The 16,365-nt window shown below is 70.4% G+C and carries 21 protein-coding genes; 18 read left to right on the forward strand and 3 right to left on the reverse strand.

Features of this window, described 5'->3' with window-relative positions; translation table 11 throughout:
* Positions 1–242: 242 nt before the first annotated feature.
* From motA to fliP, 17 genes are all read left to right on the forward strand, one after another.
* Positions 243–1,130 carry a flagellar motor stator protein MotA gene (gene motA / locus J2126_RS09140; RefSeq protein WP_209485952.1) on the forward strand — a complete coding sequence of 296 codons (888 nt, stop codon included), beginning with the start codon at positions 243–245 and terminating at the stop codon, positions 1,128–1,130.
* Between the two features lie 3 nt (positions 1,131–1,133).
* Complete coding sequence (locus J2126_RS09145; protein ID WP_209485954.1) at positions 1,134–2,081, forward strand: flagellar motor switch protein FliM; 948 nt, start codon at positions 1,134–1,136, stop codon at positions 2,079–2,081.
* A complete protein-coding gene (locus J2126_RS09150; RefSeq protein ID WP_209485956.1) occupies positions 2,062–2,349 on the forward strand; it encodes a hypothetical protein in 288 nt (95 codons plus the stop codon). Before J2126_RS09145 ends, J2126_RS09150 begins: the two co-directional genes overlap by 20 nt.
* A gap of 29 nt (positions 2,350–2,378) precedes the next feature.
* Complete coding sequence (gene fliN, locus J2126_RS09155; protein WP_394028909.1) at positions 2,379–2,729, forward strand: flagellar motor switch protein FliN; 351 nt, start codon at positions 2,379–2,381, stop codon at positions 2,727–2,729.
* A gap of 7 nt (positions 2,730–2,736) precedes the next feature.
* Positions 2,737–3,759, forward strand: coding sequence for a flagellar motor switch protein FliG (locus J2126_RS09160; RefSeq protein WP_209485957.1), 1,023 nt, complete (start codon positions 2,737–2,739; stop codon positions 3,757–3,759).
* 50 nt (positions 3,760–3,809) lie between these two features.
* Positions 3,810–4,886 carry a flagellar biosynthesis protein FlhB gene (gene flhB / locus J2126_RS09165; protein ID WP_209485960.1) on the forward strand — a complete coding sequence of 359 codons (1,077 nt, stop codon included), beginning with the start codon at positions 3,810–3,812 and terminating at the stop codon, positions 4,884–4,886.
* Positions 4,873–5,328 carry a hypothetical protein gene (locus J2126_RS09170; protein WP_209485962.1) on the forward strand — a complete coding sequence of 152 codons (456 nt, stop codon included), beginning with the start codon at positions 4,873–4,875 and terminating at the stop codon, positions 5,326–5,328. The genes flhB and J2126_RS09170 overlap by 14 nt, the downstream gene beginning before the upstream one ends.
* Positions 5,329–5,439: 111 nt before the next feature.
* Positions 5,440–5,817, forward strand: coding sequence for a flagellar basal body rod protein FlgB (gene flgB / locus J2126_RS09175; RefSeq protein WP_209485963.1), 378 nt, complete (start codon positions 5,440–5,442; stop codon positions 5,815–5,817).
* A complete protein-coding gene (flgC, locus tag J2126_RS09180; RefSeq protein WP_029556021.1) occupies positions 5,814–6,236 on the forward strand; it encodes a flagellar basal body rod protein FlgC in 423 nt (140 codons plus the stop codon). Before flgB ends, flgC begins: the two co-directional genes overlap by 4 nt.
* Positions 6,236–6,562 (forward strand): flagellar hook-basal body complex protein FliE, encoded by a 327-nt coding sequence (locus J2126_RS09185; protein ID WP_209485964.1) that lies wholly within the window; start codon positions 6,236–6,238, stop codon positions 6,560–6,562. The genes flgC and J2126_RS09185 overlap by 1 nt, the downstream gene beginning before the upstream one ends.
* 10 nt (positions 6,563–6,572) lie before the next feature.
* Entirely contained in the window at positions 6,573–7,361 is a 789-nt protein-coding gene (flgG, locus tag J2126_RS09190) for a flagellar basal-body rod protein FlgG (RefSeq protein WP_209485966.1), read from the forward strand.
* A 38-nt stretch (positions 7,362–7,399) separates the two neighbouring features.
* A complete protein-coding gene (flgA, locus tag J2126_RS09195; RefSeq protein ID WP_209485968.1) occupies positions 7,400–7,972 on the forward strand; it encodes a flagellar basal body P-ring formation chaperone FlgA in 573 nt (190 codons plus the stop codon).
* Positions 7,969–9,075 carry a flagellar basal body P-ring protein FlgI gene (gene flgI / locus J2126_RS09200; RefSeq protein ID WP_209485970.1) on the forward strand — a complete coding sequence of 369 codons (1,107 nt, stop codon included), beginning with the start codon at positions 7,969–7,971 and terminating at the stop codon, positions 9,073–9,075. The genes flgA and flgI overlap by 4 nt, the downstream gene beginning before the upstream one ends.
* 117 nt (positions 9,076–9,192) lie before the next feature.
* Positions 9,193–9,900 carry a MotE family protein gene (locus J2126_RS09205; RefSeq protein WP_209485972.1) on the forward strand — a complete coding sequence of 236 codons (708 nt, stop codon included), beginning with the start codon at positions 9,193–9,195 and terminating at the stop codon, positions 9,898–9,900.
* Positions 9,901–9,926: 26 nt separating this feature from the next.
* Positions 9,927–10,676 carry a flagellar basal body L-ring protein FlgH gene (locus tag J2126_RS09210; RefSeq protein ID WP_209485974.1) on the forward strand — a complete coding sequence of 250 codons (750 nt, stop codon included), beginning with the start codon at positions 9,927–9,929 and terminating at the stop codon, positions 10,674–10,676.
* A 4-nt stretch (positions 10,677–10,680) separates the two neighbouring features.
* Complete coding sequence (locus J2126_RS09215; protein WP_209485976.1) at positions 10,681–11,190, forward strand: flagellar basal body-associated FliL family protein; 510 nt, start codon at positions 10,681–10,683, stop codon at positions 11,188–11,190.
* A gap of 8 nt (positions 11,191–11,198) precedes the next feature.
* Positions 11,199–11,990, forward strand: a complete 792-nt coding sequence (gene fliP, locus J2126_RS09220) for a flagellar type III secretion system pore protein FliP (protein ID WP_348634269.1) — start codon at positions 11,199–11,201, stop codon at positions 11,988–11,990.
* Positions 11,991–12,035: 45 nt separating this feature from the next.
* On the opposite strand, the gene J2126_RS25930 is transcribed toward fliP, so the two are convergent.
* The 3 genes from J2126_RS25930 to J2126_RS09235 form a co-directional block, all read right to left on the reverse strand.
* A complete protein-coding gene (locus J2126_RS25930) occupies positions 12,036–12,539 on the reverse strand; it encodes a lytic transglycosylase domain-containing protein (protein WP_394028932.1) in 504 nt (167 codons plus the stop codon).
* A gap of 265 nt (positions 12,540–12,804) precedes the next feature.
* Positions 12,805–14,202: a flagellar hook-length control protein FliK gene (locus tag J2126_RS09230; RefSeq protein WP_209485987.1), complete on the reverse strand. Its 1,398-nt coding sequence runs from the start codon at positions 14,200–14,202 to the stop codon at positions 12,805–12,807.
* Positions 14,199–15,500 carry a chemotaxis protein MotC gene (locus tag J2126_RS09235; protein ID WP_209485995.1) on the reverse strand — a complete coding sequence of 434 codons (1,302 nt, stop codon included), beginning with the start codon at positions 15,498–15,500 and terminating at the stop codon, positions 14,199–14,201. The genes J2126_RS09230 and J2126_RS09235 overlap by 4 nt, the downstream gene beginning before the upstream one ends.
* Positions 15,501–15,975: 475 nt before the next feature.
* Here J2126_RS09235 and J2126_RS09240 point away from each other — a divergent pair, with 475 nt between their 5' ends.
* Complete coding sequence (locus tag J2126_RS09240) at positions 15,976–16,140, forward strand: hypothetical protein (RefSeq protein WP_209485998.1); 165 nt, start codon at positions 15,976–15,978, stop codon at positions 16,138–16,140.
* The last annotated feature ends 225 nt before the right edge of the window (positions 16,141–16,365 follow it).

The following is a 16,365-nucleotide window of genomic DNA, read 5'->3' on the forward strand; positions in this document are numbered from 1 at the left end:
GTGCCGGTCAGGGCTTGGCACGGGATATCGAAGGCTTCGCATCGGCCGAACGTGCAACCAGAAAGGCCTGCGAGCCAAGACGCGAGTTGTGTAGCACGCACAACCCATGGATGGCAGAAGAATCCGCTCCATTTTGGCGATGATTATGGAGTGAAACCGGGCACATTGCCAAGCTCGACACAGCACAGCCTCGCACAATCCTCGCCCCCTACCACCGGACACCGGACAGAACGGGGGAAGCCGTGGCCGTCATCATCGGAATTATATTGGGGTTGGCCGCTACCTTTGGTGGCTTCATGGCCATGGGCGGACACCCGGAAGTGGTGTGGCAGCCGTTTGAATATGTCATCATCGGCGGCATCGCCTTTTCCACCTTCATCATCGCCAACCCGCTGTCCGTCATCAAGGACACGGGCTCGGGCATCATGCAGGCGTTGAAGGGCACGGCGCCGAAGCGCAAGGATTTCCTCGCTTTGCTGAGCCTGCTCTACGCGCTGATGCGGGACATGCGGCAGAAGCCACGCAACGAGATCGAGGCGCATATCGACGATCCGGCCAGTTCGCCGCTGTTCGGCCATTTCCCGAGCCTGCTCAAGGATAAGGAACTGACGCAGTACATCTGCGACTACGCCCGCCTCATCCTCATCGGCAACGCCAAGTCGCACGAGATCGAGGCGCTGATGGAGCAGGAGATCTCCACCATCAAGAAGCACAAGACCAAGGCGGCCGGAGCCCTCGGCACGGTGGCGGAGGCGCTGCCGGCGCTGGGCATCTGCGCGGCGGTGCTCGGCATCGTCAAGGCCATGGGCGCCATCGACCAGTCGCCGGAAATCCTCGGCCACTACATCGCCTCGGCGCTCATTGGCACCTTCGTCGGCATCTATGCGTCCTACGCCATCGTCTCGCCCCTCGCCGCCAAGGTGAAGAGCACGCGCGAGAAGCAGTGCCAGCCCTTCATCATCACCAAGCAGACGCTCATCGCCTTCATGAACGGCGCGCTGCCACCCATCGCGCTGGAGCATGGCCGCAAGACCATCTCGGCCGGCGAGCGCCCGACCATCGACGAGGTGGAGAGCGAGGCCATCCAGGCCGCGCCCTCCTCCAGCGGCGCCGTGCAGCAGGCGGCCTGAGCCATGAACGCCAAGTCCGCCGCCAAATCCGCATCCAAGCACCACGACATCCGCGACATGCTGCTCGATGCCGCCGGCCTCTCGCTGGACCGGCTGCCCATGCTGCATGTGCTGTTCGACCGCATGGCCACCTTCTGCGCCGACGGCCTTCGGCAGGTGGCGGCCTCGCAGGCCTATTACTCGCTCTCCAGCGTCGAGAGCGGGCGCATCGGCGACGTGCTGGAAGCCTATGAGGGCATGGCCATCGCCGGCATCTTCAACGCGCCGTCCTGGGACAGCCAGCTCATCGTCGGCTTCGACCGCGACTTCATCTTCACCATGATCGAGGTGCTGTTCGGCGCCGACGGCTCGGAGCCGCCGGTGGAGGACGAGCGCTCCTTCTCCAACATCGAGGGGCGGGTGGCGCAGCTCCTGTTCGAGCAGATGACGAAGGCGCTGAAAGCCGCCTTCGCCCTGGTCAGCGACACCACCTTCCAGTTCGAGCGGCAGGAAACCCGCATGGACTTCGCCGTCATCGGCCGGCGCAACAATCTGGCGGTGACCGCGAAATTCCTGCTGCAGGCGCTGAACCGGGGCGGCGAGATGTTCGTCACCATCCCCCAGTCGGCCCTCACCCCGCTGCGCCGCGCGCTCTCCAGCACCAGCCAGGCGGAGACCGGCGGGCGCGACCCGAAATGGGCGCAGAAGATCCGCGACGAGGTGAACCGCACCGAGGTGGAGCTGCGCGCCGTGCTCGACGAGCACGAGGTGACGCTCGGCGACATCGCCGCCCTCAAGGTGGGCCAGATCCTCAAGCTCGCCGCTACCCCGGCGAGCCGGGTGAAGCTGGAGAGCGCCGCCCAGCCGCTGTTCTGGTGCCACCTCGGCCAGTCCGACGGCGGCTACGTGGTGCGCCTCGACGAGCAGATCAACCAGCATCAGGACTTTCTCGATGACATCCTTCCCCGCTGATCTCCTCCTGCTCGCGGCGCTGGTCGTCACCACCGCCGCCGTCGCTTTGCTCAACCGCCGGCTCAAGGCGGTGGACCGGCTGAACGCCGATTACGGGCGGGCGCTGGCGGAAGCCTCCGCCGCCCTCGTCTGCGCCCGCGACGCGCTCGACACCTTCGGCCGCGACGGCCGCGAGGTGCTGGTGATGCTCGCCGGCCGCATCGACACCGCCCACGACCTCATCGCCGAGATCGACGCGCGGCGCGCCCCCGAACTCAGCGACCGCTGAATCGTTTCTCGCACTTCCGGATCAAAGCCATGCCCGCTCCCGACATCGAAACCATGACCCCCTCCAGCGCCCTCGACGAGGCGCTGCTCGCCAAGGGGGGCGAGACGCTCGGCTCCGGCGCGGGGCTTGAGACCGTCAAGCGCATCCCGGTGCTGCTGCAGGTGGTGCTCGGCTCCGCCTCCATGCCGGTGTCGAGCCTGCTGAAGCTCAATCGCGGCACGGTGGTGCCCCTCGATCATCGCGTCGGCGAGCCGGTGGACGTGGTGGTGAACGGCCGCGTCATCGCCCGTGGCGAGGTGATGGTGGTGGAGGACGACAATTCCCGCTTCGGCGTCTCTCTCACCGAGATCGTCGGCCCCAACGACGCCGACGCCGGCTGAGGCGGCCATGGCGGCTGCGAGCGCGGCGAAGCCGCGTCCCCTCCAGGGCATCGACCGCGTGGCGGCGCTGCTGATGGCCATGGGCGCGCCCACGGCCAACCGGGTGATGAAGCATTTCGAGGCGGACGAGATCCGCCTCATCACGCGCTCCATCGCGGCGCTGAAGCCGGTCACCACCGCGCAGATCGAGACCCTCGTCGAGGACTTCGCCAGCAATTTCGCCGGCGGGGCGAACCTCGTGGGCACGGTCGCCGACGTGGAGCGGCTGCTGCAGGGCGTGCTGCCGGCCGAGCAGATCGCCGACATCATGAACGACATCATGGGCGCGGCGAACCAGTCCATCTGGGACCGCATCTCCACCGTCAACGAGAACGTGCTCGCGGCCTACGTCGCGAAGGAGCACCCGCAGACCGCCGCGCTGATGCTCTCCAAGGTGAAGCCCGCCTGCGCCGCCAAGGTGCTGAGCTTCATTCCCGAGGAGAAGCGCAACGGCATCCTGCGCCGCATGCTCACCTTCAAGCCCATCGTGGACGCCACCATGCAGGTCATCGAGCGGCAGGTGCACGAGGACTTCATGATGAACTTCTCGCGCAACGCCGGCGCCGACCCGCACGCGCGCATGGCCGACATCATCAACAAGATGGACCGCGACGCCATGGAGACGGTGCTCGCGAGCCTCGCCAACACGCGCCCGAAATCGGCGGAGATCCTGAAGGGCCTGCTCTTCACCTTCGACGACATCGTGAAGCTGACGCCCCGCGCCCGCACATCGCTGTTCGACCAGGTGCCCACCGACAAGCTGGTGCTGGCGCTGAAGGGCACCGATCCCGACTTCCGCGAGATCATCCTGCAATCGCTCGGCGCCCGCGTGCGCCGCATGGTGGAGCAGGAGATGGCCGGCAGCGAGCCGGCGCCCGCCAAGGATGTCATGGAGGCGCGCCGCACCGTCACCGACCTCGCTCTCGACATGGCCGGGCGCGGCGAGATCGAGATCGCCTCCGGCACGGAGGAGGACGCCTATGTGCGCTGAGACCCGCGCCCCTCTGCCCGGCCTTTTGAGCCCGCCGCACCGGGGGCGCCATGTCTGAGGAACAGGACAAGGAGAGCAAGACAGAAGAGGCGAGCGAGAAGAAGATTTCCGACGCCGTGGAGAAGGGCAACGTGCCCTTCTCGCGGGAGGCGACGCTGTTCGCCTCGCTCATCGGCATCCTCGCCATCCTCGCCTTCTTCGTCGCGGCGCCGACAAAGCTCCTCACCGCCGACCTCTCCCGCCTCATCGACGATCCGGCGGGCTTTCCCATCGCCACCGGCAACGATGCGGTCTCCATCCTGTGGGGCGCGCTGGCGGGGGCCGGGCGCTTCCTGATGCCCATGGTCATCGTGCTGATGCTCGCCGGCCTCGTCGCCTCGGGCTTCCAGAACGTGCCCTCGCTGGTGGCGGAGCGCATCCGTCCGCAATGGTCGCGGGTGTCGCCCTCCGCCGGCTTCAAGCGCATCTTCGGCACGCAGGGGCAGATCGAGTTCGGCAAGGCGCTGTTCAAGCTGTTCGCCATCGGCATCGTCGCGGCGCTCGTGCTCTATGCCCAGGAGCGCGAGATGGTGGATGCCATGTTCACCGATCCGCTCCGCCTGCCGAGCCTGCTCCTCGCCCTCGCCATGCGGCTGGTGGCGACGGTGTGCGTCGTCACCATCGGGCTGGTGGCCGCCGACATCGTGTGGTCGCGGGTGAGCTGGAAGACCAATCTGCGCATGACGAAGCAGGAGGTGAAGGACGAGTTCAAGCAGGCCGAGGGCGACCCCATGGTCAAGGCGCGCATCCGCGCCGTGGCCCGCGAGCGGGCGCGCCAGCGCATGATGAACGCCGTGCCCAAGGCCACCGTCGTCATCGCCAACCCGACCCATTACGCCGTCGCCTTGCAATACGACCGGCAGACCGGCGGCGCGCCGCTGGTGGTGGCCAAGGGCGTGGACCTCATCGCCCTCAAGATCCGCGAGATCGCCGAACGCCACGGCGTGCCGGTGATCGAGGACCGCCCGCTCGCCCGCGCCCTGTTCGCGGCGGTGGAGGTGGACCAGTGGATTCCGCAGGATTTCTATCGGCCGGTGGCGAAAATACTGCACTACATCTATGCGAGGCCGGGCCATGGCGCGAAATGAATTCCTCCGCCTCCAGCGCCTCGCCGGCCGCCCGAAGTTGGAGCGGCTCGCCTGCGAGCGGGTTTTGGCCGGCGCGCTGCGCGAGGTGATGACCGAACTGTTCTTCACCAATGCCGGCCTGCTCATGGCCTATATCCATGCCGGGCAGACCAACATCATCGACGACATCGTCGCCTCCTGCGCCGAACGCTCCCTGAAGCCAGGCGCGCTGCGCTATGGCGGGCAGGCGCTGATCCAGGCCGACTGGGGCGTCGCCCCCACCGTCGCCATGGACATGGAGCTTGGCTGCGCCGACTGCTCGCTCTACTTCCGCATCATCTTCGACGCCGGCACCGTGGGCGTGGAGATGGACAGCATCCTCTACCACGAGGCGGAACCGGAGGCGGACGGGCTCCTCGAACACCTCACCGCCACGCTGGAGGGCGTGCGGCTGGGGGCGTGAGGGAGAGGCGGTTGACCGGCCAGCCTCGGGCAAGGTTGACGCGCTAGCACTCGTTATCTCGCCCCTTCCAAAGGCGCGCGAGACCATCGCGGTTCATCCGGGGAATGTGCCATGGAACCCCTGTTCCTGTTCAATCTCACCTCGCGGCACGCCCAGTGGGCCACGGTGCGGCAGACAGCCATCGCGGGGAACATCGCGAACGCCAACACCCCCGGCTACAAGGCGGTGGACGCCGAGCCGTTCAGCGCCATCCTCGACCGCACCCGCCTCGCCGTCGCCCGCACCTCGGGCAGCCACATGGACGTGGCGGCGGGCGGCATCGGCGCCACCAAGGTGGCCCCCCGCGACGGCTGGGACACCTCCCATTCCGGCAACAGCGTGAGCCTGGAGCAGGAGATGCTGAAGGCCGACGAGGTGAACCGCGCCTATTCGCTCAACACCTCCATCGTCCGTTCCTTCCACCGCATGATCCTCGCGAGCGTCAAATGATCGGCGATCCGTTCAAGACCATCACCGGCATCGCGTCGAGCGGCCTTGCCGCGCAGACCCAGCGCATGCGCATCGTGGCGGAGAACATCGCCAACGCGCGCTCCACCGGCACGACGCCGGGCGCCGACCCCTATCGCCGCAAGACCGTGGAATTCACCCAGGAGCCCGACCGCGCGCTCGGCGCATCGCGGGTGAAGGTGAAGGCGACGAGCGTGGACCGCAGCGCCTTTTCCGTGGAGTTCGACCCCGGCAATCCGGCCGCCGATGCCGAGGGGCGGGTGAAGGTGCCGAACGTCAATCCGCTCGCCGAGATGGCGGATCTCCGGGAGGCCGGCCGCAGCTATCAGGCCAACCTCCAGATGATCAAGCAGGCCCGCTCCATGGTCGCCATGACCATCGATCTTCTGAGGACGCCGTGATGATCGACGCCGTTTCCCTCAATGCGCTGAGCCGCACCACCGCCACGAGCGCCACCACCGCCGCCCGCGCCACCGAGGCCGCGAACGCCACCCAGAGCGCGGGCAGCATTTCGGACTTCTCCACCATGCTCGCCCGCATGTCGTCGGATGCGGTGGACCAGGTGAAGACGGCGGAGGCGAGCGCCATTTCCGGCATCCACGGACGCGTCTCCGTGCAGCAGGTGGTGGAGGCGGTGATGTCCGCCGAGCAGACGCTCCAGACCGCCATCGCGGTGCGCGACAAGGTGGTCGCCGCCTATCAGGAAATCAGCCGGATGGCCATCTGAGGAGAATGACATGAGAGCTTTGGCCATCGCCGCGACCGGCATGTCGGCGCAGCAGACCAACGTGGAGGTGATCGCGAACAACATCGCGAACATCAACACCACCGGCTTCAAGCGCGCCCGCGCCGAGTTCACGGACCTGCTCTATCAGGCCGAGCGCGCCCAGGGCGTGCCCAATCAGGACGGCGCGGACCCGGTGCCGGAAGGCGCGCTCGTCGGCCTCGGCGTGCGCACCATCGGCATCCGCAACCTGCACCTGCAGGGGCCGCTGGCGCAGACCGGCAACCCGCTCGATCTTGCCCTGAACGGCCGCGGCTGGTTCCAGATCACCAGCCCCTCGGGCGACACGCTCTATACCCGCGCCGGCTCCTTCAACAAGGGCCCGACCGGCCAGCTCGTGACCGCCGACGGCTATGCGCTGAACCCGTCCCTCACACTGCCGCAGGATGCCAGCAGCATCGTCATCAACGAGAGCGGGCAGATCTATGCCCAGATCGCCAACCAGTCCTCGCCGACCCTGGTGGGCCAGCTGACGCTCTCGACCTTCGCCAACGATTCCGGCCTGGAGCCGCTCGGCGACAACCTCTATCGCGAGACATCCGCCTCCGGCCAGCCGGTGACGGGCGTCGCCGGCACCACCGGCTTCGGCGCCGTGGTGCAGGGGTATCTGGAAGGCTCCAACGTGGACCCCATCAAGGAGATCACCCAACTCATCCAGGCCCAGCGCGCCTATGAGATGAACTCCAAGGTGATCCAGGCCGCCGACGACATGGCCGGGGTCGTGTCGAAGGGAATCCGGTGAACGCAATCGAGATGAACACGCAATCGCGGCGGCGCGCCATGCGTGGCACCCGATGCCTGCGGTTCGGCCTCTGGGCCGGCACCGCAGCTTTGCTCTGCGCCGTTGCCGCCCCCGCTGCGGCGCAGAGCATCTCTTCCCTGGCCCAGCAGGCCGCCGCCGGCCGCGAGGAGGTGGAGCCGCCCCGCCCCGCCCCCGCGCGCCCGACGGCCGATGCCGCGCCGATGGCGCGCGTCCCCGTCGCCGCCGTCACCCTCTATCCGGGCGATGTCATTTCCGCCGGCATGCTGGCGCAGCGCGAGGTGGCCGATGCCGTGCTCGATCGCGGCGGCATCGCGCTGCAAGCCTCCGCCATCGTGGGCAAGTCGGCCCGGCGGGTCGTCGCCGCCGGCCAGCCGGTGCCGCTCAATGCGCTCGCCGACGTGACCCTCGTCACCAAGGGCGTCGCCACCCGCATCCAGCTGAGGGAGGGGGGTCTCTCCATTTCCGGCTACGGCATGCCGCTGGATTCCGGCGCGGCGGGCGCCACCATCCGGCTCAAGAACATGGAATCCGGCCAGATCATCGTCGGCGAGGTGGCCGGCGACGGCACCGTGTGGGTGAAGACGCGATGATCCGCCGCGCGCTTATGGCCCTCGCCGCGCTCCTCGCCCTCGCCGGCCCCGCGGCGGCGCAGGCGACGACGCGCATCAAGGACATCTCTTCCATCCAGGGCGTGCGCGACAACCAGCTCGTGGGCTACGGCCTCATCATCGGCCTCCAGGGCACCGGCGACACGCTGCGCAACTCGCCCTTCACCGAGCAGGCCATGCAATCCATGCTCGACCGCATGGGCATCAATGTGCAGGGCCTGTCGCTGCGCGCCAAGAACGTGGCGGCGGTGGCCGTCACCGCCAACCTGCCCGCCTTCGCCGGCCTCGGCACGCGCATCGACGTGACCATCGCCTCGCTGGGCGACGCGACCTCCCTGCGCGGCGGCACCCTGCTCGTCACGCCCCTCAACGGCGCCGATGGCGTGACCTATGCGGTGGCGCAGGGCCAGATCGTCTCCGGCATCCAGATCACCGGGCAGGCGGAGACGCTGAGCCAGGGCGTGCCCACCGCAGGGCGCATCGCCAACGGTGCGCTGGTGGAGCGGCAGATCCCCGGCCAGCTCTCCGAGCTGCCGGAAATCCTCATCGACCTCACCAATCCGGATTTCCGCACCGCCGCGCTGATGGCCGACGTCATCAACGCCTACACCCACGCCCGCTACGGCAAGCGCCTCGCCCGCGAGCGCGACCTGCGCACGGTGGTGGTGCAGCGCCCGCCGAATTCCGGCACCGCCCGCTTCATCGCCGAGATCGGCGAACTGCGCATCACGCCCGACACGCCGGCCAAGGTGGTGGTGGACCAGCGCACCGGCACGGTGGTGATCGGCCGTAACGTGCAGGTCTCCACCTTCGCCGTCACCCAGGGCAACCTGACCGTACAGGTCACCGAGGCGCCGGAGGTGTCGCAGCCCGAGCCCTACACCTTCGGGGAGACGGTGGTGGTGCCGCGCACCAACATCCAGGCCGACGAGAGTGGCGGGCCCATCGGCATCGTCCGCGGCCCCAATCTCCAGCAATTGGTGAACGGGCTCAACCGCTTCGGGCTCAAGCCCTCGGACATCATCTCCATCCTCCAGGCGGTGAAGACCTCCGGCGCGCTGCAGGCCGAGCTGGTGTTCCAGTGACCCCGCCGGGCGCAGACTGCCCCCGCAAGCGTCGCGCAAGTCTCTCCCCCTAGACCGGAACCATCAAGGCGCCCCTGCCCCTGCCGGCGCCGCCCCTCGGGGAAGAGGAGAGGTTCCATGTCCGTGTCGACGGTCCTGCTGGACGCCGCAATCGTCTATGCGATCGCCTCGGTCTCGTGCTCGCTGCTCGTGGGCGTGATCGCGCTCCGGCGCGTGACCTGCTCGCGGCTCCATGCCGTCTTCGTCACCGCGCGGCGCCGCAAGGTGGCCCGGGCGAGATCCGGCCGCAACGCCGGTGCCGCGCTGGCCCTCGCCGCGCTCTGCGGCTCCGCCCTGGCGATATCGGGCGACGCCCGCGCGGAGCCCTCCCCCGGCGCCCCCGACGCCGCCGCCGGCGAGAATGCGGCCCTCTATTGCCGCAACATCGCCGATGCCGCCGCCGACGCCCGCTTCACCCGCCAGCAGGCCGCGCTCGCCGCCATGGAGAAGGAGATCGAGGCCCGCCTCGCCCAGCTCGAGGCCAAGCGCGCCGAATACCAGGAGTGGCTGGCCCGCCGCGAGACGTTCCTGAAAAAGGCCGACGACAGCCTCATCGCCGTGGTCTCGCAGATGCGCCCGGACGCCGCCGCCGCCCAGCTCGCGGCCATGAACGAGGACATGGCGGCCGCCGTGCTCGCCCGGCTGTCGCCGCGCGTCGCCAGCGCCATCCTTAACGAGAGCGAGCCGGCCCGCGCCGCGCGCCTCACCTCCACCATGGTCGGCATGGCCCGCCGCGCGCAGGAAGGGCGGACCGAGGCGCCCCGCACCACCGGGCGGCCCGGCTGATGCGCGCCAGAAAGGCCCCAAGCACCATGACCCTCATCCCCCTCATCCCCCTCATCGCCCGCGCCGCCCTCGCGGCCCTCGCCGGCCTCGCCCTTTCCGGCTGCAAGAGCACCTACGACAACCTCGCCACCGGGCCGTCGCTGACCCCCGTCGGCTACGGGCTCGACACCGCCAAGCGCGAACCGCTGCCCATGACCTTCCAGCAGCCAGAGAAGAAGACCTTCCGCTCCACCTGGGACCTCAACCGCTCGTCGAGCATGTATCGCGACCTGCGCGCCGCCAAGGTGGGCGACGTGATCCGCGTGGCCATCGCCATCGACGACAAGGCCCAGTTCGACAACGCCACCGATCGCTCGCGGGAATCGAAGAGCAACCTCGGCTTCGACGCGGCGCTCACCCTCTCCGGCTTCGGCAAGGGCGCGAACGCGGGCGCGGGCTCCGGCAATCTCGACATCAACGGCGACACCAAGACCAAGGGCAAGGGCAACATCGACCGCTCCGAGAAGCTGCGCCTCTCGGTCGCCGTGGTGGTGACGGAGATCCTGCCGGACGGCAATTTCGTCATCCGCGGCTCGCAGGAGATCCTCGTCAATTACGAGGTGCGCGAGCTGACCATCGCCGGCATCGTCAACCCGCTGGACGTGTCTTCGACCAACATCATCCCCTACGACAAGATCGCCGAGGCACGCATCTCCTATGGCGGACGCGGCCGGCTCACGGATGTGCAGCAGCCCGCCTGGGGCCAGCGCCTCTATGACGTCGTGACGCCCTGGTGACGTGATGGCGACCGCAGCCCCCGCCAAAGCCCTCGCCCCGAACGGAGCGCCCGAGAAGAAGCCCGGGCTCCTCGTGCCCCTCCTCATCGTCACGCTGCTGGCGCTCGCCGCCGGCGCGGGGCTCGGGCTCCAGCTCGCCGGCACGGTGGAGCAGGCGGTGACGAAGAAGGTCGCCGCCGAGCCGGAGAAGAAGCCGGCCCCGCCATTGCGGCATTCCGGCGACCTGGTGCTGAAGGACCTGAAGCCGGTGGTGGTGAACCTTTCCGCGCCCTCCTCCACCTTCATCCGCATCGAGACGGCCATCGTGTTCAAGAACGGAGCGCTGACGAACCCGGACGTGACGGCCGCCGAATTGCGCGAGGACATCATGGCCTACATGCGCACCCTGGCGCTGAGCCAGCTCGAAGGCCCGAGCGCGCTCCAGCACCTGCGCGAGGACCTCAACGAGCGCGCCCGCGCCCGATCCGACGGCAAGGTGGACGAACTGATCGTCTCGACGCTGGTGGTGCAGTGAGGGGGCCGGTGCGCCTTGCGGCGCTGATATCCGCGCTCGTCGCCGCCTTGCTCCTCTCCGCCGCGCCGGCCTTGGCGCAGGCTGCCGCGCAGATGCCTTCCCTGGAGCAGCTTCTGCCCGAGGGCGGCGGCAGCACGGCGGGGCGCCTCATCCAGATGGTGGCCCTGCTCACGGTGCTGTCGGTGGCGCCCGGGCTGCTCATCATGGTCACCAGCTTCACCCGCTTCGTGATCGCCTTCTCCTTCCTGCGCTCCGGCCTCGGCCTGCCCTCGACGCCGGCCAATCTCGTGCTGGTCTCGCTCTCCCTGTTCATGACCTTTTATGTGATGGGCCCGACCTTCGACCGCGCCTGGCAGGACGGGGTGAAGCCCCTCACCGAGAACCGGATCAGCGAGGAAGAGGCGCTGCAGCGCATCGCCGACCCGTTCCGCGATTTCATGCTCACCCACGTGCGCGGCAAGGATCTGAAGCTGTTCGCCGACATCGCCTCGCGCGACAAGCCGGCCGAGGAGGCGACCTCCCCTGCGCCCGCGCCGGAGAAGGCGGGCGAGGAAAAAGTGCCCCTGCGGGTGCTCATCCCCGCCTTCATGATCTCGGAACTCAGGCGCGGCTTCGAGATCGGTTTTCTCATCGTCCTGCCCTTCCTCATCATCGACATGATCGTGGCGACGCTGGTCATGTCTATGGGCATGATGATGATGCCGCCGGCGGTGATCTCCCTGCCGTTCAAGATCCTCTTCTTCATCCTCATCGACGGCTGGAACCTGCTCGTCGGCGGGCTGATCCGCTCCTTCTTCTGAGCGCGGACCGCACGGCCGGTGGCCCGCCGCGCCACGCCGCGCCGGTCACTCCACGCGGGCCTGCTGCGGCGGCTCCGGCGGCGCGGCACAGAAGGCCTCGGCTGTGGCAGTCCATTGCCCCACTCCGGCCTTCACCAGATTCTTCATCACCCGGCACACATAGCGGTGCTGCGCCACGGTGTTCTTCGGGCCGGCATTGTAGCGCGCGGCCGCCATGGTCCAGTTGCCATGCCGCTTGCGCAGGACCTGCAGGAAGCGCGCCCCCTGCTCCACGTTGAGGCGCGGATCGAAGATCTCCTCCAGCGAATTGAACTCGTGCCGGTGCCAGTACCAGTTCACCTGCATGCAGCCGATGTCGATCAGCTTCACCCCGCGCTCATTGGCGGCGCGGAACAGCGTCAGCGCCTCGGGCAGCGTCGCGGGGATATGGTCCTTGCCCTCGATGTGCAGCATCAGCGGCTGGAGGCCCTTGCCCGTGCCGCTTTCGGTCAGCGCGACGGCATAGAGGATCTGGAGCGGGATCTGGTATTTCGCCGCCGCGCGGGCCAGTTCCCGCTCGCAGACGCCCTGCGGGGCGGGGTTTGCGGAGGTTTTGGCGGAGGGCTTGCCGGAGGCCTTGGCGGAGGCCTTGCCGGGCGCTGAGTCCGCCGCCGCCGGACTGGTGGGAGCCGGAGCCGAAGCCGCCGTCTGGCGCGGCGTGCCGGCGGGCGCGCGCCGTTCGCCCCAGATCGGCCGGATGGTGGCGGGAGATGCCGAAGCGGCGGGCAGGGGCTCGGACGATCCGACGATTGACGAGGCGTCGCCGCAGCGTGCCTCACCCGGCGCCAAAGCGAGGCTCGTCAGCAAAAGAAGGCGCAGCGTCGTCATCGGGATAAGTCCTGTCGTTTCGGCCGCCGCGGCCCTGACGGCCGGGATCGGCGCCGCCCCGGCTGCCGCCATCCGGATGGTCCGCCGTGTCCTGCGGGGGCGGACCCTCCATGGCGGCGGGGGCGCGCAGCGGCGCGTCGATCACGGGCAGGCCGGCGCCGCCGACCTCCAGATCCACGTCCGGCAGGCCGGCTGATCCGAGCAGCGCGGAGAGGTGCGCCCTGTCGCCCGCCAGAAGGGCGGCGGTTGCGGGGTCGTCCGCCTTGAGGCGCACGGTGAGGCCGTGGGGCGTGAGGCGCATATGCACCACCACCCGGCCGAGGCTGTCCGGCGACAGCGCGATATCGAGCACGCGCACGGGGCCGGTGGGCACGGGGGCGTCCTCGCTTGCGGGCGGCGCGCCCGTCCCGGCAGCGGCGGGCGCCGTATCCATCTGCGCGACTTCCGCCGCGATGGCGCGGCCGATCTGGGCGAGGCTGGCGAACGGCAGCGCGGGCGTTGCCTCCGCCGGCCGGACGGGCGCAGGTGGCCGGTCGTCCAGGACCGCGGGCGCGGCGGCGGCGCGCGCCGTCCCGGGGCTCTGCCGGGCGTCGGCGCGGCGGGGTTCTGGCTGATCGTTCGGCGCGCCATCATCGGCCGCCGCGCCAAGGGGGAGCGGCCGGACGGGGATGCGGCCCTCACGGCTCGGCGGGTTCGCCTCGATATCGCGCCCGCCAGGCGCCTCTCGCGCGGCTTCCGCCAGGGCTGGCGGGGGCTCCGGCGTGAACGGCCGCACCGGCGCGAAATGGGTTTCCTGTCGCAGCACGGCGACCCGCATGGGCGCCGGCGCTTCCGCCGCGGTCTCCGCCGGCACGGCCGGCACCGCGAGGGGGACAGGCGGGGGGCTCGCGCGGGGCTGGGGGGCCACCTCCGCCGACACGTCCCGCGGTCCCGCGAGCGGCGCGGATAGCAGGGCGAGGAGCGGCGGCGGCTGGGGGCGGTCAGGCGTGTCCGGAGCGGGTGCGTCCGGCAGCGGAGCGGGCGCGGCATCGGCGGTGTCGACGGGCTCCGCCTCCGGCCGCAGGAGGCCCGGCGCGCGGCCCGGGGCGGGAGGGGTCTCGATCGCCTCGCGCTCCGGGTCGGAGCGGGCGCAGCGGGCGAGCAGCCGGTCGAGGCTTGCAGGCGGCGGGCAAGGCGAAGCGTCGGCGGGCGGCACCCCCGCCGCGGTCTCGGGAACAGGCGCTGCCGGGGCTTCGCCCATCCCGCTGAGCAGGTCGTCAAAGGGCTGGCCATCCGGCAGTGCCGCGCGGCCGGCGAGGTCCGGTGGGCGCGCCACAGCGGCGGGGGCGATGTCGGCGGTCCTCATCGCGGAGCCTCCTTCAGCATGGCGTCGATCTCGCCGAGCTTCGCCTGCGCCTTGCTGATGGCCGTCGAGGGCTTCTCCCCCTCCTGTGCCGCGCGCGACGGCTGCGCGCTGGCGACCACCGCCGGAGCAGCGGGGGCTGCTGCGGGCGCGGGCGCAGCGGGCGGGGCCTCGTCGGCGCGGCGGATCAGCTCGGCGGTGCGGCGCGCGGCCTCGAGCAGGGCCTGGTCGGAGGGATCGAGGCGGGCGCGGTCAATGGCCTTCAGCGCCTCTTCCGCCGCCTTGTAGCGGTCCGGAGTCGCCGCCTGCGCCGCGCTCAGATAGACGCGGGCGCGCTCGGCATCGCGGCTCGCCACCGGGGCGAGGACCATGGCACGCTCCGCGCTGGCGGTGGCGAGCGCGGTCTTGCCCTCCACGATGGCGGCGCGCGACACCAGCAGGAACACCTCGCGGCGGGCCTCCTCGTCGAGCGGCGCGAGCAGGGCGTCGAGGCGCAACAGGCCGTCCGGCGTCGCCAGCACGTTCATGCGGCTCAAGGCGGCGGCGAAGCGCTGGCGGAAATTGCCGGCATAGGCGGAGTGCCGGAAGCGGCTGAAGTACTGGCCGGACAGCCGCTCGAACTGGTCGAGGTCGCCGGCCTGCGCGGCGACCAGAACAGCGCGGCGCAGGGCCGCCTCGTCCACCAGCGTGCCGGGCATGAGCAGCCGCGCCACCTCCAGCAGGCGCGACGCCTTGGCCGGATCGGTGCGTACGGTGAGCGCGGCCTGGGCCAGCGCGATCTGCCCGCCGATGCCGTTGGGCAGCTTGCGGGCGTCGATCTCGCCGAGCTGGCGCAGCGCCGGCTCCTCGCGGCCTTCGAGATAGAGCAGGCTGCCGGTGAGCAGCTTCTCGTCGATGTTCGGCCTGGGCTCGCGGTTGATGATATCGCGCAGCACGGCGGGATTGCCGCCGCCGAGGAAATACATCACCAGCGCCCGCGCATTGGCGGGGTCCTGCCAGACGGAGGGGTCGGCCTCGCCGAACGCCACGTCCATCTCGGTGATCATGGCCCGCTGCTGGGCGATGCCGGCGGTGGAGCCGGCGGCGATGAGGTCCTGCAAGCGCTGGAGCCGACGTACCAACGTGACGGGATAGATGTCCGTGCGTCCGGTCGGCGCCGCGGCCGCGGCCGGTGCGCTGTGGGGGGCGGCGGCGTCCGCATGGGCGGAAGCAGGCTCGGACGGGCGCGCCGGGGCGGCAGCCGGAGCGGATTGGGCGTCGCGGGGCGGAGCAGCCGCGGCATCAGCGGACGGAGCGGCCATGGCGACGGGCTCCGCCGAAGGTTCTGCAACTGCGGGCGAGCCGGCCTCGGCAGGATCGGGAATGGATGGCGCCGGCGGCGCAGCGGCCATTCCGCTCGCCTCGGCCGGCGCAGCGGGCGGAGCGAGAGCGAGGCCGGGGACGGCGGTCGAAACGGCGGCCGGGAGCGGCAAGACGGCCGGAGCCATCGGCGCCGCCGGCGCGGGCGGCAGCGGACGTCGCGGCGGCAGCGGCATGGGCGCGAGGGGAGCATAGGCGGAGACCGCCGATGCAGGTGCGGGCGTCGCGACAGCCGGGCCCGGCGCGGAGGCGGGCGTGGGTTGGGGCGGCGCGGGCACGGGCTTGGAGGCCGCTGCGGGATTGGATGCGGGCGCAGGCTGGGGAAGGGGCACGGAAACGGGCGCGGGGACGGGCGCCGCCACCGGTCTGGGCGCTGCGGTCGGCTTGGGAGCCGGTGCCGGCACAGGTTGGCCGGAGGTGGCTGCTCCCGCATTGGCGGGAGGCGTCGCGACCACCGGGCGCACGGCGGGTCCGGCTGGCGAGGAGGCCACGGGCTTCGGCGCGGCTGGCGGCGCGGCGGGAGCCGCCGGTCGGGCATCGGTGATGGCTGTCGACGCGGCGCTGGCAGGGGCCGGCTTCTGAGCGACGGCTGGCTTGGGTTGGGCGCTTGGGACGGACATCGGCGCAGCGGGAGCGGTCGCGCCTGGGGCCGGCTTTGGCGCGGGCGTGCCAGCCGGGGGAGCCGGCCGGGCGGCGTTGGGCGCCACCGGCGCGGTCGCCGGGGAAACGGCCACAGGCGCGCCGGCGGGCGCTGGTTTCGGATTTTCGGCGTTCGGCCCTGCCGGGTTCGCAGCGCTCGCACTCGCC

The organism is Xanthobacter flavus (assembly GCF_017875275.1).
In the GTDB taxonomy this organism is placed as follows: domain Bacteria; phylum Pseudomonadota; class Alphaproteobacteria; order Rhizobiales; family Xanthobacteraceae; genus Xanthobacter; species Xanthobacter flavus_A.